The organism is Ornithinimicrobium sufpigmenti (assembly GCF_004322775.1).
GTDB lineage: Bacteria > Actinomycetota > Actinomycetes > Actinomycetales > Dermatophilaceae > Ornithinicoccus > Ornithinicoccus sufpigmenti.
The window spans coordinates 1,561,464-1,576,759 of sequence record NZ_CP036403.1; the positions used below are offsets into that span (position 1 = coordinate 1,561,464).

The 15,296-nt window shown below is 73.4% G+C and carries 15 protein-coding genes; 11 read left to right on the top strand and 4 right to left on the bottom strand.

Features of this window, described 5'->3' with window-relative positions:
* Positions 1-138 precede the first annotated feature (138 nt).
* Positions 139-1,398 carry an MFS transporter gene (locus tag ESZ52_RS07120; protein WP_131104321.1) on the top strand — a complete coding sequence of 420 codons (1,260 nt, stop codon included), beginning with the start codon at positions 139-141 and terminating at the stop codon, positions 1,396-1,398.
* 73 nt (positions 1,399-1,471) lie between these two features.
* Here ESZ52_RS07120 and ESZ52_RS07125 read toward each other — a convergent pair whose 3' ends face one another.
* The gene (locus ESZ52_RS07125; protein ID WP_131104322.1) at positions 1,472-2,770 is read right to left on the bottom strand and encodes an amidohydrolase; all 1,299 of its coding nucleotides are present in this window, start codon (positions 2,768-2,770) and stop codon (positions 1,472-1,474) included.
* A gap of 26 nt (positions 2,771-2,796) precedes the next feature.
* On the opposite strand from ESZ52_RS07125, the gene ESZ52_RS07130 reads away from it, so the two are divergent.
* Complete coding sequence (locus tag ESZ52_RS07130) at positions 2,797-3,741, top strand: PfkB family carbohydrate kinase (protein ID WP_425600039.1); 945 nt, start codon at positions 2,797-2,799, stop codon at positions 3,739-3,741.
* Between the two features lie 185 nt (positions 3,742-3,926).
* On the opposite strand, the gene ESZ52_RS07135 is transcribed toward ESZ52_RS07130, so the two are convergent.
* On the bottom strand, positions 3,927-4,562 hold the full coding sequence (locus ESZ52_RS07135; protein ID WP_131104324.1) for a nitroreductase family protein: 636 nt from the start codon (positions 4,560-4,562) through the stop codon (positions 3,927-3,929).
* A gap of 88 nt (positions 4,563-4,650) precedes the next feature.
* On the opposite strand from ESZ52_RS07135, the gene ESZ52_RS07140 reads away from it, so the two are divergent.
* Genes ESZ52_RS07140 through ESZ52_RS07150 form a run of 3 tightly spaced genes read left to right on the top strand, consistent with a single transcriptional unit; the run spans position 4,651 to position 9,095 of the window.
* On the top strand, positions 4,651-7,320 hold the full coding sequence (locus ESZ52_RS07140) for a bifunctional acetate--CoA ligase family protein/GNAT family N-acetyltransferase (RefSeq protein ID WP_131104325.1): 2,670 nt from the start codon (positions 4,651-4,653) through the stop codon (positions 7,318-7,320).
* A gap of 39 nt (positions 7,321-7,359) precedes the next feature.
* Positions 7,360-7,938, top strand: coding sequence for a DUF5998 family protein (locus ESZ52_RS07145; RefSeq protein WP_131104326.1), 579 nt, complete (start codon positions 7,360-7,362; stop codon positions 7,936-7,938).
* A complete protein-coding gene (locus ESZ52_RS07150) occupies positions 7,935-9,095 on the top strand; it encodes an alkaline phosphatase family protein (RefSeq protein ID WP_131104327.1) in 1,161 nt (386 codons plus the stop codon). The genes ESZ52_RS07145 and ESZ52_RS07150 overlap by 4 nt, the downstream gene beginning before the upstream one ends.
* On the opposite strand, the gene ESZ52_RS07155 is transcribed toward ESZ52_RS07150, so the two are convergent.
* On the bottom strand, positions 9,049-9,807 hold the full coding sequence (locus ESZ52_RS07155; protein WP_131104328.1) for a hypothetical protein: 759 nt from the start codon (positions 9,805-9,807) through the stop codon (positions 9,049-9,051). The genes ESZ52_RS07150 and ESZ52_RS07155 overlap by 47 nt on opposite strands.
* Positions 9,808-9,867: 60 nt before the next feature.
* On the opposite strand from ESZ52_RS07155, the gene ESZ52_RS07160 reads away from it, so the two are divergent.
* Positions 9,868-10,575 carry a thymidine kinase gene (locus ESZ52_RS07160; RefSeq protein ID WP_131104329.1) on the top strand — a complete coding sequence of 236 codons (708 nt, stop codon included), beginning with the start codon at positions 9,868-9,870 and terminating at the stop codon, positions 10,573-10,575.
* A gap of 34 nt (positions 10,576-10,609) precedes the next feature.
* On the opposite strand, the gene sepH is transcribed toward ESZ52_RS07160, so the two are convergent.
* Positions 10,610-11,947, bottom strand: coding sequence for a septation protein SepH (gene sepH, locus ESZ52_RS07165; RefSeq protein WP_181009950.1), 1,338 nt, complete (start codon positions 11,945-11,947; stop codon positions 10,610-10,612).
* On the opposite strand from sepH, the gene ESZ52_RS19870 reads away from it, so the two are divergent.
* The 5 genes from ESZ52_RS19870 (at position 11,946) to dut (ending at position 15,264) form a co-directional block, all read left to right on the top strand.
* Positions 11,946-12,077, top strand: coding sequence for a hypothetical protein (locus ESZ52_RS19870; protein WP_272948407.1), 132 nt, complete (start codon positions 11,946-11,948; stop codon positions 12,075-12,077). The genes sepH and ESZ52_RS19870 overlap by 2 nt on opposite strands.
* On the top strand, positions 12,074-13,336 hold the full coding sequence (locus ESZ52_RS07170; protein ID WP_131104331.1) for a ferrochelatase: 1,263 nt from the start codon (positions 12,074-12,076) through the stop codon (positions 13,334-13,336). Before ESZ52_RS19870 ends, ESZ52_RS07170 begins: the two co-directional genes overlap by 4 nt.
* A 5-nt stretch (positions 13,337-13,341) precedes the next feature.
* Positions 13,342-14,196 (top strand): inositol monophosphatase family protein, encoded by an 855-nt coding sequence (locus ESZ52_RS07175; protein WP_238160631.1) that lies wholly within the window; start codon positions 13,342-13,344, stop codon positions 14,194-14,196.
* A gap of 197 nt (positions 14,197-14,393) precedes the next feature.
* Positions 14,394-14,693 carry a DUF4193 domain-containing protein gene (locus ESZ52_RS07180; RefSeq protein WP_131104333.1) on the top strand — a complete coding sequence of 100 codons (300 nt, stop codon included), beginning with the start codon at positions 14,394-14,396 and terminating at the stop codon, positions 14,691-14,693.
* Between the two features lie 52 nt (positions 14,694-14,745).
* Positions 14,746-15,264 carry a dUTP diphosphatase gene (dut, locus tag ESZ52_RS07185; protein WP_131104334.1) on the top strand — a complete coding sequence of 173 codons (519 nt, stop codon included), beginning with the start codon at positions 14,746-14,748 and terminating at the stop codon, positions 15,262-15,264.
* Positions 15,265-15,296 lie beyond the last annotated feature (32 nt).

The window sequence follows — 15,296 nt, forward strand, 5'->3', positions numbered from 1 at the left end:
CGGTTTTCGGCAGATCACTGACAGATCGCTGAAGGGCCGCCGGGACGTGGGCAGACCGATGGACAGGCCGACAGACAGACAGACAGACAGACCGACCGACCGACCGACCAACAGGGTCACGGACAGACGAGGAGCCCCATGTACCGTCGCCTGCTCTGGCCGGTGCTGGCACCCTCGGTCCTCTTCGGTGTGGCGGCCGGCGCGACGGTGCCGGTCTCCGTGCTGGCGGCGATGGACCTGGGCGCCTCGGAGGCCCTGGCCGCGCTCATCGTGGCGATCGTCGGCGGCATCTCCCTGGCCACCACCGTGCCGGCCGGGATGCTCATCGACCGGGTGGGGGACCGTCGGGCGATGCTGCTGGCCACCGCCGCGGCGGCGGCGGTCACCGCGGTGACGGTGGCCTCGCTGGTGTGGGCCGGCCCCGGCGCGCTGGCCCTCTTCATGGCCTCCACCTTCCTGCGCGCGCCGGCCGTCAACGTGTGGTCGCTGGCCCGGCAGGCGTATGTCGCCGAACGGGTCCCCACCCGGGAGGTCGGCCGCGCGATGACCGCCCTGGGCGGCACCATGCGGATCGGGGCTCTGGTCGGCCCGCTGCTCGGTGGTCTCCTCCTGCTCGCCCTGCCGCTCTGGTCGGTCTACGTGCTGTCCGTCGTGTGCAGCCTGCTGGCGCTCGCGATCCTGTACGCCCCGCGGCTGGGGGGACGGCACGAGGAGGGCTTCGACGCCAACGGCCGGCGGTATGCGGCGCCCGCACGAGCGAACACGGCGCCCGCACGAGCGAACGCGGCGGCCGCCCAGGGCGGGTCGAGCGGTGGCCGGGCCCGTCTCGATGTCCGCTGGGACGCCGTCGTGCTCGCGGGGGTGGCGATCAGCACCCTCGCGGTCGCGCGGGTGGCCCAGGCCGTCCTCATCCAGCTCTGGGGCACCCACATCGGCCTCACCGCCGCCCAGATCTCCCTGGCCATCGCCACCGGCGCCGCGGTGGAGATCCTGCTGATGTTCCCTGCGGGCTACCTCAAGGACCGCCTCGGCCGGTCACCGGTCCTGGTGGCCTGCCTCCTCGTCTACGGCAGCGGCTTCCTCGTCCTGCCCCTCGCGGGCAGCTGGTGGGGCGTGGTGGGGGCCGTGATGGTGATGTCGGTCGGCAACGGGCTCGGGGCCGGCATCAACATGACCATCGGCGCCGACCTCAGTCCACCGGTCGGGCGGGGCAGGTTCCTGGGCGTCTGGGCGCTGTTCTCCAACGTGGGCGTCCTCGGCGGTCCCGGCATGGTCTCCCTGCTGCTCGTGGTGGCCAGCACGCAGGCCGCGGTCCTCGCCGTCGGGGGACTCGCCCTCGCCGGCGCGGTCTGGATGACGGCGTGGTCTCGCAGGATCGGCCTGCCCCGAGGACTGTGAGCGGTTCGCCGCCGCCACGACCCGGCTGACGGCGGGGTGCTGAGCCGGGCCCCTCGGTCCCGCCCGCAGGTCGTCAGCCCCGCCCCACCCACGACATCGCGGCGGCCACCATGGCCCGGACCCCGGTGTCGAGGGTCGGCTGCAGGACGGGGGCGAAACGGGGGGAGTGGTTGGAGGGGAAGTCCTGGCCCTCCGTGCCGGCGGCCTCGGCGCGGGACCAGGCCTCGGCGTCGAAGGCGCCGAAGCCCCAGTAGCAGTAGGGCACGCCCCACGCGTTGGGCAGCTCGGAGAAGTCCTCCGACCCCATCTCCGGCTCGAACTCACGCACCTGCTCCTCCCCGAGCTCGGCGGCGAGCGCAGCACGCACCCGCGCCGTCGCCTCCGGGGTGTTGTCGGTGACCGGCAGGTGGTCGAACGTCTCGAACTCCGGCTCGGGCGCACCCCAGGCCTCGGCCTCGCTGCGGACCGTACGCTCGATGATCCGCAGGCAGTCGGCGGCGACCTCGTCGTCGTAGGTGCGCAGCGTGCCCTCCAGCACGGCGTGGTCGGGGATGATGTTGGTCTTCGTGCCGGCCTGGAGCCGGCCGATGGTGACCACGGCCGTGGCCTGCGGCGAGATCTGGCGGGAGACGACGGTCTGCAGACGCATGACCAGCGAGGCGGCCATCACGACCGGGTCGATCCCCCGGTCCGGGGACGAGCCGTGGGCGCCCTTGCCGTGCAGCACGATGCGGAAGTCGTCGCAGCTGGCCATGATCGGGCCGGGCGAGACCATGACCGTGCCCGCGGCGCCGGTGAGGACGTGCTGGCCCAGCGCCACGTCCGGGCGGGGCAGCCGCTGGACCAGGCCGTCGGCCACCATCGCCTCCGCGCCGTTGAACTGCTCCTCCGCGGGCTGGAAGACCCCGACCAGGGTCCCGGCCCACGCCCCGCGCTCGAGCAGCAGCAGACGCAGCGCGGCCAGCAGGGTGGCGACGTGGGTGTCGTGGCCGCAGGCGTGCATCACCGGGACGCTCTCACCGGCGGCGTTGGTGGTCCGCACCCGGGACGCGTAGTCCAGCCCGGTGTCCTCCTCCACCGGCAGGCCGTCGGTGTCGGCCCGCAGCAGGACCGTCGGGCCCTCGCCGTTGCGGACCACCACGCACACGCTGGGTCCACCGATGCCGGTCAGGACCTCCAGGTCCTCGCCGCCCGGCATACCCCGCACCTCCTCCACGATCCGCTGGGCGGTGGCGTGCTCGGCCATGGACAGCTCGGGGTGCGCGTGCAGGTGGCGGTAGAGGTCCTCCAGCCACGGGCGGGCGTCGTCGAGGTGGGCGAGCACGCGCGCGGTCGCGTCGGTGGACGAGGTCAGGCTGGTCGGGCTGGTCATCGGCCCATCGTGGCAGGCTGGCCCCCGTGAGCCGCAGAGTGATCCACACCGGTCAGGCGATGGTGGACCTCGTCGTGGAGGTGCCGCACCTGCCGCTGCGCGGCGGCAACGTCAACGCGCGCAGCGCGACCCGGTATGCCGGGGGTTCGGTCACCATCCTGGTCGCCGCGGCCCGGCAGGGCGCGGCCGCGGTGCAGGCCGGCGCGGTCGGGACCGGCCCGAACGGCGACCTCGTGCGCGAGACGCTGGCCCGCGACGGGGCGAAGGTGAGCTCGCCGCCGGTCCCGGACCTGGACACCGGCGTCTGCGTGGTCATGGTCGAGCCGTCGGCGGAGCGCTCCTTCGTCACCACCCGGGCCGCGGAGCGCCGGATCAGCGTGGGGTCGCTGGCCACGAGCCGGCCGGTGCCGGGCGACCTGGTCTGCGTGACGGGGTACTCGCTCTACGACCCGACGCGCGACCCCCTCCTGGAGTGGCTGGGGTCGTTGTCGGACGGGGTGCTGGTGGTGCTGGACCCCGGAGCACCCTTTGCCGGGTTCGACCCGGCCCTGGTCGAGCAGATGCTGGCGGTCACCCACGTGTGGACCTCCAACGCCCAGGAGGCGCAGGAGCTGACGGGGGTGTCCGAGGCCGAGGCCTCCTGCGCCGCGGTGGCGCAGCGGCTGCCGGAGGGCGCGGTCGTCATCGTGCGGGACGGACCGGTCGGTGCGTTCGTGCACGTGGCGGGGGAGACGACCCACGTCCCGGGCTACCCGCAGACCCCGGTGGACACCAACGGCGCGGGCGACACCCACACCGGGGTGCTCTGCGCCGGTGTCGCCGCCGACCTCGGCTGGCTCGAGGCGTGCCGCCGGGCGAACGCGGCGGGCGCGATCAAGGTCACCCGCCGAGGACCGGCGACCGCACCGACCGCGGCCGAGGTGGACGACTTCCTGGCCCGTCAGCACGGGGTAGGCGTCGGCACGGTCTGACTCTCGCCCGCACATGGTGGAGGACGGCGCCCCCTGCGCGCCGTCCTCACCACCCCTGACGTCCACCTTGGCCCAGACGTTGCGCAATGCCCAGCATCGTGACCGCTTCGTGACCTTGCGGAGGTGCGGGCGAGGAGGATGGTGCCGATGGGTCGGAAGGGACGATGGGACGAACGGGACGCGGCTCAGACCAGGTCCGGGCTCTCCCACGGCGTGCCGAACCGGCCGTGGTGAGCCACCTCGGACAGGGGGCGCCGCCGGCGGGTGCGGGCCGACCCCCTGGCCCCCGGCGTCGGTGACGGATGGCCGAGCGCGACGACGCCGACGATCCGGCGGTCCTGCGGGATCCCGAATGCCTCCTTGACGGTGTCCTGGCGCTCCGGCGGCACCCCGAAGTAGAGCGCGCCCAGGTCCTCGTCCACGGCGGTGAGCAGCATGAGCATGGCGGCCATCCCGTTGTCGACGTCCCAGTACGGCACCGGCCACCGGGCCACGTCGCGGTCGGCCCAGCCCTTGTCCGGCTCGGCGTAGCGGGACAGGTAGGCCTGCGGGTCCGAGCAGCACAGCACCAGGACCGGCGCCGAGGAGACGCCGCGCAGCCAGCGGTCCTGCTCGGAGTCGGGGTCGCTCGTCCGCTCCCAGAAGCGCGCCCGGTCCGTTGCCGTGGAGAGCACCACGAAGTCCCAGCCCTGGCTGAACCCGGCGCTCGGCGCGCGCACCGCGTGCTTCAGCACGCGGTCGACGACCTCCCTGCCGACCTCCCGTCCCGGGTCGAAGGAACGCACCATCCGGCGCCGGCGGACCACCTCGCGAAGCTCCATACCGGCGCATCCTGCCCGACCCGGCGGCACCGAGGTGCGGGCGGGGACCGCCCTGCGACCCGTCGACGGGGTCCGACATGATGGGCCCATGACCGATCAGGCACAGCTGCCCCACGGTTATCCCCAGGAGTGGGAGGCGGACATCGTCCTCACCGACGGGATGGTCGCCCACGTCCGCCCCATCCTGCCCACGGACGCCGACGCCCTGCACGAGTTCCACGCCGGACAGTCCGCCGAGTCGATCTACCTGCGCTTCTTCGCCCCGATCAAAAGGCTGTCCGACAAGGACGTGTACCGCTTCACCCACCTGGACTACCGCGACCGCGTGGCGTTGGTGATCCTCATCAAGGACCGGCTGGCCGGGATCGGGCGGTATGACCGGATCGAGCCGGGCGGCTCGGTCGCCGAGGTCGCCTTCAACGTCTCCGACCACCACCAGGGCCGCGGGATCGGCTCGATCCTGCTGGAGCACCTGGCCGACATCGGCAGGGAGGCCGGCGTGACCCGCTTCATCGCGGACGTCCTGCCGCAGAACCGCAAGATGATCGGCGTCTTCCGCGACGCCGGCTTCGAGGTCAGCCACGAGTTCGACGACGGCGTCATCGCGGTCTCCTTCGACATCGAGCCGACCGACGCCTCCCGCCGCGTGCGCATGTCGCGCGAGCACCGCGCGGAGGCCCGCTCCATGCGGGCCGTCCTGCACCCCTCCTCGGTCGCGGTGGTCGGCGTCAGCCGCCGGGAGAACACCATCGGCCGCGCCTTCTTCGAGCACCTGGTCAAGGGCGGCTTCACCGGCCCCACGTATGCGGTGAACAACCGCGCCGAGCCCGGCACCCTGATCCTGGGTCATCCGACCCACGCCTCGGTCCGGGACATCGAGGGGGGTGTCGACCTCGCGGTGATCGCGGTCCCTGCGGCCGAGGTGCTCACCGCCGTCCAGGACTGCGCCGCGGCCGGCGTGAAGGCGCTGGTGGTGGCCTCCGAGGGGTTCGCCGAGACCGGACCGGACGGCGCGGCCCTGCAGCACCAGCTGCTGGTCACCGCCCGCCGGGCCGGCATGCGGGTGCTCGGACCGACCAGCTTCGGGTTGATCAACAACGACCCGCAGACCCGGCTCAACGCCTCGGTCGCGCCACCGGACCAGGTGCCGCCGCTGGGCACGCTGGGCCTGTTCGCTCAGTCCGGCGGCCTGGGGGTGGCGGTGCTGGCCTCCGCGCGTCGGCGGGGCCTGGGGATCTCCACCTTCGCCTCGGCCGGCAACCGGGTGGACATCTCCGGCAACGACCTCATGCAGTACTGGATGGACGACGAGGCCACCAGCGCCGTCGGCCTGTACCTGGAGTCGATGGGCAACCCGCGCAAGTTCTCCCGGGTCGCCCGCGAGCTGGCCCGCGCCAAGCCGGTCATCGTGGTCAAGCAGGGCGTCGGCACCACCGCCATCCCGCGCGGCCACCGGGTGCGGCTGACCCAGGAACCGCCGGAGACCTTCGCGATGATGCTGCGCCAGTCCGGCGTCATCCGCGTCGACAACGCCCACCAGCTCTTCGACGTCGCCCAGCTGGTCATCAACCAGCCCCTGCCGCAGGGCGACCGGGTGGCGATCGTCACCAACAACGACGCGCTCGGCTCGCTGGCGGCCGACGCGGCCACCGCCCGCGACCTCAAGGTCACCCACGGCCCGGTGACGGTGCCGGCCGAGGCGGTCATCGAGGACTTCCGCGAGGTCGTCGAGGCCGCCGTGGCCGACCCCCGGGTCGACGCGGTCATCGCCTGCTTCATCCCGCCGATCGCCGAGATCGACCCCGAGGTGGTCCAGGTGGTGGCGGCAGCCGTGGACGGCACCCAGAAGCCGTGCGTCGCCACCTTCCTGGGGATGCGGGGCGTGCAGCCGGGCACGGGGGTGCCCAGCTACCCGATGCCCGAGGACGGGATCCGGGCGCTCGCCGCAGCCACCCGGTATGCCGAGTGGCTGCGCCGTGACCGGGGAGAGCCGGTGCGGCCGGACGGCATCAGCCGGGCGGCGGCCGACCGGATCATCGACGCGGCCCTGGAGCGGTCCCCGCGCGGCAGCGAGCTGACCACGCAGGAGGTGACCGAGCTGCTGGCGGCCTACGGGATCGAGGTCTGGCCGGTCCACGCCCTGTCCTCCGACGAGGAGGCCGAGCAGAGGTACAAGGAGCTCGGCGGGACCGTCGTGCTCAAGGCGACCTCGCCGCTGCTCCAGCACCAGCCGGGCCAGGGGTGGGTCCGGACCGGGCTGCGCCACCGCAAGGCGGTCGGTGCGGCATACCGGGACCTGGCCGCCCTGCTCGCGCCGCTGGGGGCCGACGGGATCGCCATGCAGAAGATGGCACCGGGCGGGGTCACCGTGGAGATCAACTCCTCCGAGGACCCGCTCTTCGGCCCGGTCGTGGGCTTCGGGATCGCCGGGCTGCCGATCGAGCTGCTCGGTGACGAGGCCCAGCGGTTCCCGCCGCTCACCGACGTCGACATCGTCGAGATGGTCGGCTCGATCAAGGCCGCACCCATGCTGGACGGCTACCGCGGCGCCATGCCCGTCGACCACCGGGCGCTGCGCGACCTCATCGCCCGTGTCTCGGTCCTCGCCGACAACCACCCCGAGGTGGCCAGCCTGCGGCTGAACCCCGTCATGGCCCACCAGGACGGTATCGAGGTGCTGGGGGCCGCGGTCTCGGTCGCCCCGGCGCCGACCCGTGGCGACGCCGAGCGGCGGGTGCTGTCCACCGGCGTGGTCTGAGGTCAAGGTCCGGGGTCAGGGTCTGAGAGCATGGTGCGCATGGTCCGTCGCCTGAGGTCCCCCCTGCCCGACAGCCTCGTCGCCGACATCGAGGCGGCCGGCTACCTCCCGGCCGTCGTCCACGACGTCGTGCTCACCGCCGTCGGCCGCGACCAGGTGGTCAGCCACCTGGTGCACGCCGAGACCACCTTCGACGAGCTCGCGGTACGCAACCACCTCACGGTGCTGGTGCTGACCGACCGTCGCCTGGTCATCGCGCACGCCGACGACCACGAGGGTCCGGAGCGGCAGCGGATGGCCACGGCCACGAGCGAGACGGTGCCGTTGCGCCAGGTCCGCGGCGTCATGCTCACCCACGTGGTGGCCGACCCCGAGCAGTTCGACGGTGGGCTCGAGGGCCGCGCGGTCACCCTGACCCTGGGCTGGGGTGCGGTCTCCAGGGTCGACCTGCTCCCCGCGATGTGCGAGGACCCTGAATGCGAGGGCGACCACGGCTACGAGGGCACCGTGGCCAGCGACGACATCTCCCTGCGGGTGGCCGCCGACACCGACGGCGTGGAGCGGCTGGAGCAGGCCCTGGCTTTCGCGATGGAGCTCTCCGCCCGGCTGGGACGGTGACCGCCCCCGCGGCGGGGGAGTCGGCATACCGTGCCCCCGGCCCGGGGCAGGGGCTGGCGTCGGTCCTGCCGGCCAGCCTGCTCGCCCTGGGCGCAGGCCTGCCCGACGGCGTGGACCGACCTACCTGGACCCTGCCCGGGACGCGCCGGGTGGTGGTCGTGCTCGTCGACGGCCTTGGCGCTCGGCAGCTGAGCCGGCGCAGCGGCCACGCCCGCGTGCTGCGCGACCTCGACACACCCGTCGAGGGCACCTTCCGCTGCGGGTTTCCGTCCACCACCGCCACCAGCCTCACCAGCCTGGGCACCGGGCGGCCCGCGGGCCAGCACGGGATCATCGGTTGGCAGACCTGCTTCCGCGGTGCTCTGTTCAACCACCTCGCCTGGCGTCACGGGCCCGATCCCGCATCCCACCAGCCGCTGCCCACGCTCCTGCAGGAGGCCGGGCGGAGGGACGTGACGATGACGACCGTGTCACGGGCGATGTTCGCCGGCTCCGGCTTCACCCGCGCCGCGCTGCGTGGTGGCGCCTTCACCGGCGCAGAGACATCCCAGGAGCGGCTCGAGGGTGTGCTCGACGCGCTGGCCTCGGCCGGCCGCCGAGGTCGCGCTCTCGTCTACGCCTACTGGGACGAGGTCGACAAGGCCGGGCACGTGCACGGCCCCGACTCGTGGCAGTGGGGGGAGGCGGTCGAGGCCGTCGACGCCTTCGTCGGTGAGCTGCTCGAGCGCGCTCCGGAGGGGACGGTCGTGGTCGTCACCTCCGACCACGGCATGCTCGACACGCCCGAGCTGCACCGCCGCGACCTCGCCCACGAGCCGGTGCTCGCCGAGGGGGTGCAGCTGCTGGCCGGGGAACCGCGGGCGCCGCAGGCGTGGTGCGAGCCGGGCGCGGTGGCCGATGTCGTCGCCACCTGGCGCGAGGAGCTGGGGGACCAGGCCGTCGTGCTCACCCGCGACGAGGCCGTCGCCGCCGGCTGGTTCGGGCCGCTGCGGGAGGGGTATGCCGAGCGCATCGGCGAGGTGGTCGTGGCCATGCTGGGCCGGGCCACCCTGCTCGACTCCCGGCTGCTGCGGCCAGAGGTGCTGGCCCTGGTCGGCCACCACGGGTCGATCACCGATGCCGAGACAGCGATCCCGCTGCTCGTGGGGCAGGCCTGACGGGCCGCCTCGCCTGACGTCCCAGCTGCCGCCAGCGCGCCACGTCGACCACCCTCATCCGCTCCAGGTGCCGGAGCAGGGCGGTGATGGCCAGGATGCAGCCGAGCATCTCCAGGCTCTCCTCGACCCACTCCCAGACCGGCATCAGCTGCCGCAGCGGGTGCTCGATGTCCAGGGTGCGCACCGCCGCGCCGCTGACCAGCTCGACCCCGACCGCGCCGGAGCCGTAGACCACCATGGCTAGGAGCAGGCCCACGACGAGCGGGCGAGGCAGCGGACGCAGCAGCGGGACCAGCACGAGCAGGGCCGTCAGCGCGACCGCGACCCCCGGGATGAGCCACTCGTGGGTGACCAGGTCGCCCTGGTCCATCCCCAGCAGGCTGGGCAGCGCCTCGTGGATGGAGATCTTCTCGTCCAGGCTCAGCAGGAAGATGGCGGTCGCCAGCGCGGACCAGGCGATCCGCTGCCTCCGGGTCGCCACCGCGATCGCGCCCAGCACGGCCAGCGCGGCCGCGAGCTGCAGCAGACCGACGTTGAACCACGTCGCCACGGACTGCTCGGCGTTCATGTCGAGCCAGCGCGTGTAGTGCAGACCGAAGCGGTCCTCGATGGCCTTCTGGTCCACGTGCAGGAACAGGTGCCCGATCCCGATGACCACGGTGCACCAGGTCAGCCAGAAGGCGACCCTGCGGGTCAGGGGGCTCCAGAACATCGGCTCAGCCTAGGACGTGCTGACGCCGGGGCCCGGTCCGCCTCGCCGTAGACTGCCCGGGTGGCCGAGCTCGTCTTCTTCACCGGGACCATGGACTGCGGTAAGTCGACCCTCGCGCTGCAGATGGACCACACCCACGCGGCGCGGGGACGCCGGGGCCTGCTGTTCACCCAGCACGATCGTTCCGGCCAGCCGGTGGTCTCCTCCCGGCTGGGTCTGCGGCGTGCCGCGCTGGAGGTGACCGACGACGTCGACTTCTGGGAGCTGGTCGTCGAGCAAGTGACCAAGGGCGACCGGGTGGACTACCTCATCTGCGACGAGGCCCAGTTCTACACGCCCGCCCAGGTCGAGCAGCTGGCCCGGCTGGTCGACGAGATGGGGGTCGACGTCTTCGCCTTCGGGATCAGCGCCGACTTCCGCACCGAGCTCTTCCCCGGCTCGCGCCGCCTGATCGAGCTGGCCGACCGCACCGAGCAGCTGCAGGTGCGTGCCCTGTGCTGGTGCGGCCGTCCCGCGACGGTCAATGCCCGCGTGGTGGACGGTGTCATGGTCGTGGAGGGCGAACAGGTGGTCGTCGGCGACGTCGGCGGCGAGGCCGAGCCGGAGCCAGAGTCATCTGTGTCGTCGTCAGCGCCCGTCGTCGAGTATGAGGTGCTGTGCCGCCGGCACTACATGCGCCGGATGCACTCGGCAGCCGCACGCGCCGCGGCGCTGTCGCCCGACACCCTGCCGTTCGACCTGGATCTCTGCCCCGTCCCGCCTCGCTGAGCGCGGTCCGGGCAAGGGTCGGGAACCCTGGCCGTCAGGTCCGGTCGCGGGCTCCGAACATGATGTCGTCCCAGCTGGGCACGCTGGGGCGGCCCTTGCGCCCGCCCGACGGCTTCTGCCGGGGTGTCGGCTCTGCCGGCCCGGCCTTCGCACCGGCCGCATCGTCGGCCTGGTCCGTCCCGACGTCGTCCGCGTCGTCGGCGTCGATCTCGTCGGTCCCGGCGTCGTCCGCGTCGATCTCGTCGGTCTCGGCGTCGCCCTCGTCCGGCTCATCGCCCAGGCCGGGAGCCGGCTCTGCATCCTCGCTCGGGGCCTCCGCGACGATCGGGGGGTGCACGTCGGTCTCGTCCTCGTCCAGCTCGTCCTCGTCCGACCCGTCCGACCCGTCGAGGTCGAAGAACTCGTCGAAGGACACCTCGCCCGGGTCCCGCAGGCGGGCATAGGACCCGTCCTCACCCTCCGCCAGGACCGCGACCTCCTCGGGCTCCGCGACCTCCTCGGGCTCCGGCGGGTCCGGCGACTCCGGGGCCGCGCCGCGGGGGTGGGCCGCGGGCGGGTCGCCCATGGTGTCCGGGTCGTAGGCCAGGTCCTCCAGGGGCAGCACCTCAGGAGGCATCGCCTGCTGCCCGGGGACGTGACCGACCGGCTGGCCCGGGTCGCCGACGGCCTCGGGGGCGGTCCGGCGGGACGGCCGGCGGCTGCGGCGCTGGCGGCGCTCGCGCATGGTCGCCATCAGGTCCGCCGCGACCTCGTCCTCGGCGTGCCCGGAACCCAGCAGGGGGTGACCCGCCAGCCCGCCGGGCAGCGCCTGCTCGTCCTCGCTGAGCCACCGGGCCTCGTCGTCCAGCGCCTCCAGGGCGCGGGTCTGGACGTCGTAGTGCCAGGCCCCGCGGCGCTCGCGGCCGCCGGCGGTGAAGATGACCTGGACGGTCCAGGGGCCGTGCGTCGAGGTCCGGGCCGCGTCCCACGTGACCTCTCCGGGGTCGACGTCACGGCCCTCCAGCCGCTCCTGCACCCGGGCGCCCAGCGTGTGCGAGCCGTCGGTGCGGCCTTGGGCCCGGACGGGCGCCCGCTGCGCCAGCCCGATGGCGTGCTCCCGCTCGGCCAGCACCGGTCCCTCGTAGCGGCGGACCCGCTCGACCTCCCAGCCGGTCGCGGACGCCACCTCCTCGGCGCTCTGCCCGGCCCGGATCATCGACTGCACCGCGCGCAGGCTCACCCTGGGGTTCTCGCGGTCGGAAGGGGACGCAGGGCGCGGGCGGAGGGCGGCGCGCAGCCGGTCGTCGACGGGCACGGCATACCGGGTGCCGTCCTCGGTGGCGACGACCAGGCGGCCACCCTCGTCGAGCTCGACGAACTGGAGTTGCTGCATGGTCGACCACTCTGCCATCCGGGCCCAGACGGCACGAGGAGGGCGCGCCGCCCGGATCCTGAGCGTCTACGCTGGGCAGGCCGTGGAGGCCCAGTCCCACGCACCGTCCCGACCCCTGGAGGAAGCATGAGCCAGCCCACCACCGACCCCGTCGAGCCGGACCCGTCCGACTCGCGCGGGTCCGCCGCCAGCGACCCCGGCGCAGCCCCGGCGGACGGCCCCATGGAGGCGGTGCGGGCCGCGGACGACGAGGTCATCGCGGAGCTGGAGGAGTCGCTGCAGGAGGGCGGACGCAACGACCTCTACCCCTACCAGGCGATCGTCCTGACCAGCTTCGGTGGCCCGGAGGGCCCCGAGGAGGTGATGCCCTTCCTGCGTCGGGTCACCGCCGGCCGGGGCATCCCCGACGAGCGCCTGGCCGACGTCGCCGAGCACTACCAGCACTTCGGCGGCAAGAGCCCGATCAACGACCAGAACCGCGCCCTGATCGAGGAGCTGCGCGCCGAGCTGGACCGTCGCGGGCTGCCGGTCCCGGTGCTCTTCGGCAACCGCAACTCCGAGCCCTTCCTCACCGACACCCTGCGCCAGGCCCACGAGGAGGGGATGACGCAGGTGCTCTCGATCACCACCAGCGCCTACTCCTGCTACTCCTCCTGCCGGCAGTACCGCGAGGACATCGCCGCCTCCCTGGACACGCTGGTCGGCGAAGGTCGCACCCTGCACGTGGACAAGGTCCGGCAGTACTGGAACCACCCCGGCTTCTCCCGCGCCAACGCCCGGATCGTGACCGAGGGCGCCCGGCAGGTCCTCGACGGGGGCGCCACGCCACACCTCGTCTTCGTGACGCACTCCCTGCCCGTGGCCATGGACGACACCTCCGGCCCCGGGGACGGCGAGGGCAACCTGTACGCCCGGCAGCACCACCAGCTGGCCGCGGCGGTCGCGGAGGAGGCCTCCGCCACCCTCGGCACCACGCTGGAGTGGGACCTCACCTACTGCTCCCGCTCCGGCCCGCCGAGCCAGCCGTGGCTGGTCCCGGACGTCAACGACCACCTGCGCGAGCTGTCCGCCCGTGGGGTGGAGCACGTGGTGCTCGCCCCGATCGGGTTCGTGTCCGACCACATGGAGGTCGTCTTCGACCTGGACACCGAGGCGATGGAGACGGCCGAGGAGCTGGGTATGCGGCTGCTGCGGGTCCCGACCGTCGGCACCGACACGGAGTTCGTCATGGGCCTGGTCGACCTGGCTGTCGAGCGCGCCGCGGAGGCCCGGGGCGAGGACGTCGAGCGGCCGACCTGGCCGGGCTCGGAGCCGCGTCCCAGCATCTGCGAGCCGGGCTGCTGCCCCAACCTGCGCCAGGCGCGACCCGCGGCCTGCGGCTCCGACTGATGACCATGCCGGCCCCCGACCCGGGCACCGTCCCCGAGGAGGAACGGGCCGAGCTGGAGGAGCTGGCCGTGCAGCTCGCGCTCGAGGCCGGCGTGCTCATCCGCGACGAACGGCCCGGTCGGCTCGGCGTGGACCGGGTGAAGTCCAGCGAGCTCGACGTCGTCACGGTCATGGACACCCGCTCCGAGCAGCTGCTGCGCGCCCGCATCGCCGCCGCCCGGCCCGACGACGCGATCCTGGGCGAGGAGGAGGGGCTCTCGACGGGCACGTCGGGGCTGTCCTGGGTCCTCGACCCCATCGACGGCACCGTCAACTACCTCTACGACCTGCCCGCGTATGCCGTGTCGGTCGCCGTCGTGGTCGGCGACCCGATGGTCCCCGGCGCGTGGGCGCCGGTCGCCGGTGCGGTGATCAACCCCCGGACCGACGAGGTCTTCCACGCGCGGGTCGGTGGCGGGGCGTACCTGCTCACCGTCGAGGACTCCGTGCCGATCCACGTCAGCCAGGTGGGGCACCTGGGTGGCGCGCTGCTGGCCACCGGGTTCGCCTACGACCGGGCGGTGCGTCGGGGCCAGGCGGAGGTCGTCGCCGCCCTGCTGCCGCACGTGCGCGACATCCGGCGCATGGGCGCGGCGGCGCTGGACCTCTGCCACGTGGCCGCCGGCCGGGTGGACGGCTACTGGGAGCAGGGTGTGCGGGCCTGGGACGTGGCCGCCGGGATGCTGGTGGTGACCGAGGCCGGCGGCGTGGTCAGCGGGGCCTCCGCAGGCTCCCCACCCTCCTCGGACCTGACCGTGGCGGCCGGGCCGACTTTGCACCCGGTCCTGCTGGGGGCGCTGGACGGTTCCGCCCTGGGCTGAAAGACGGATCCGCCTCGCGTCCCAGCGCGTTGATAGGGCAGAATCCGGGCGCCGGTCCATGTCCGCGCGGCCACAGTCCGGCCATGATCATGCCCGTGCCGTGCCCATCCGGCCGGTCGGGCACAAATCGGGGCCTGTCGGCGTTCTGGCACCACAACGACGGCGAACAACCTGCGAGCATCCAGTGGAGGGATCACATGGCGACCGACTACGACGCCCCGCGCAAGACCGATGACGAGCTCAACGAGGACTCGATCGAAGAGCTGAAGGCACGACGCAACGACAAGGCCTCCGGCAGTGTCGACGTCGACGAGACCGAGCAGGCGGAGGGCTTCGAGCTGCCCGGTGCCGACCTGTCCAACGAGGAGCTCTCGGTCCACGTCCTGCCCAAGCAGCTGGACGAGTTCACCTGCTCCAAGTGCTTCCTGGTCCACCACCGCAGCCAGCTGGCCAAGGAGGTCGGCGGGCTGCCGGTCTGCACCGAGTGCGCAGCCTGACCGGACGGCGGGGGGACCGGACCTCCGGTCCCGCGGGATACCCTGGGTGCCCGTGAGCACCTCGACGACCCCGCAGGCGCTGCCCGTCGCGCTGCAGCGGTTGGACCCCGACCTCCCCGTGCCGGCCCAGGCCCGCGCCGGTGATGCCGGGGTCGATCTGCATGCACGGCAGGACGTGCGGCTGGAGCCGGGGGAGCGGACCCTGGTCCCCACGGGGGTGGCGCTGGCCATCCCGGAGGGGTATGCCGGGTTCGTGCACCCCCGCTCCGGGCTCGCCGCCCGGCACGGGGTCACCGTCGTGAACGCCCCCGGCACGATCGATGCCGGCTACCGGGGCGAGATCCTCGTCAACCTGCTCAACACCGACGCCCATGAGGCCGTGCAGCTGGCCCGGGGCGAGCGGATCGCCCAGCTGGTGGTCCAGCCCGTGCTGCGGCCGGTGTTCACGGAGGTGGCCGAGCTGCCCCCCTCCGAGCGCGGCGGCGGCGGCCATGGTTCGACGGGGTTGACCAGTTCGACGAGTGCGACTCGTTCGACGGCCTCCTCCGGCGCCGCATACCCCCTGCCCTGATCCATCCCTGACCCACCGAAGGACGACCCGAC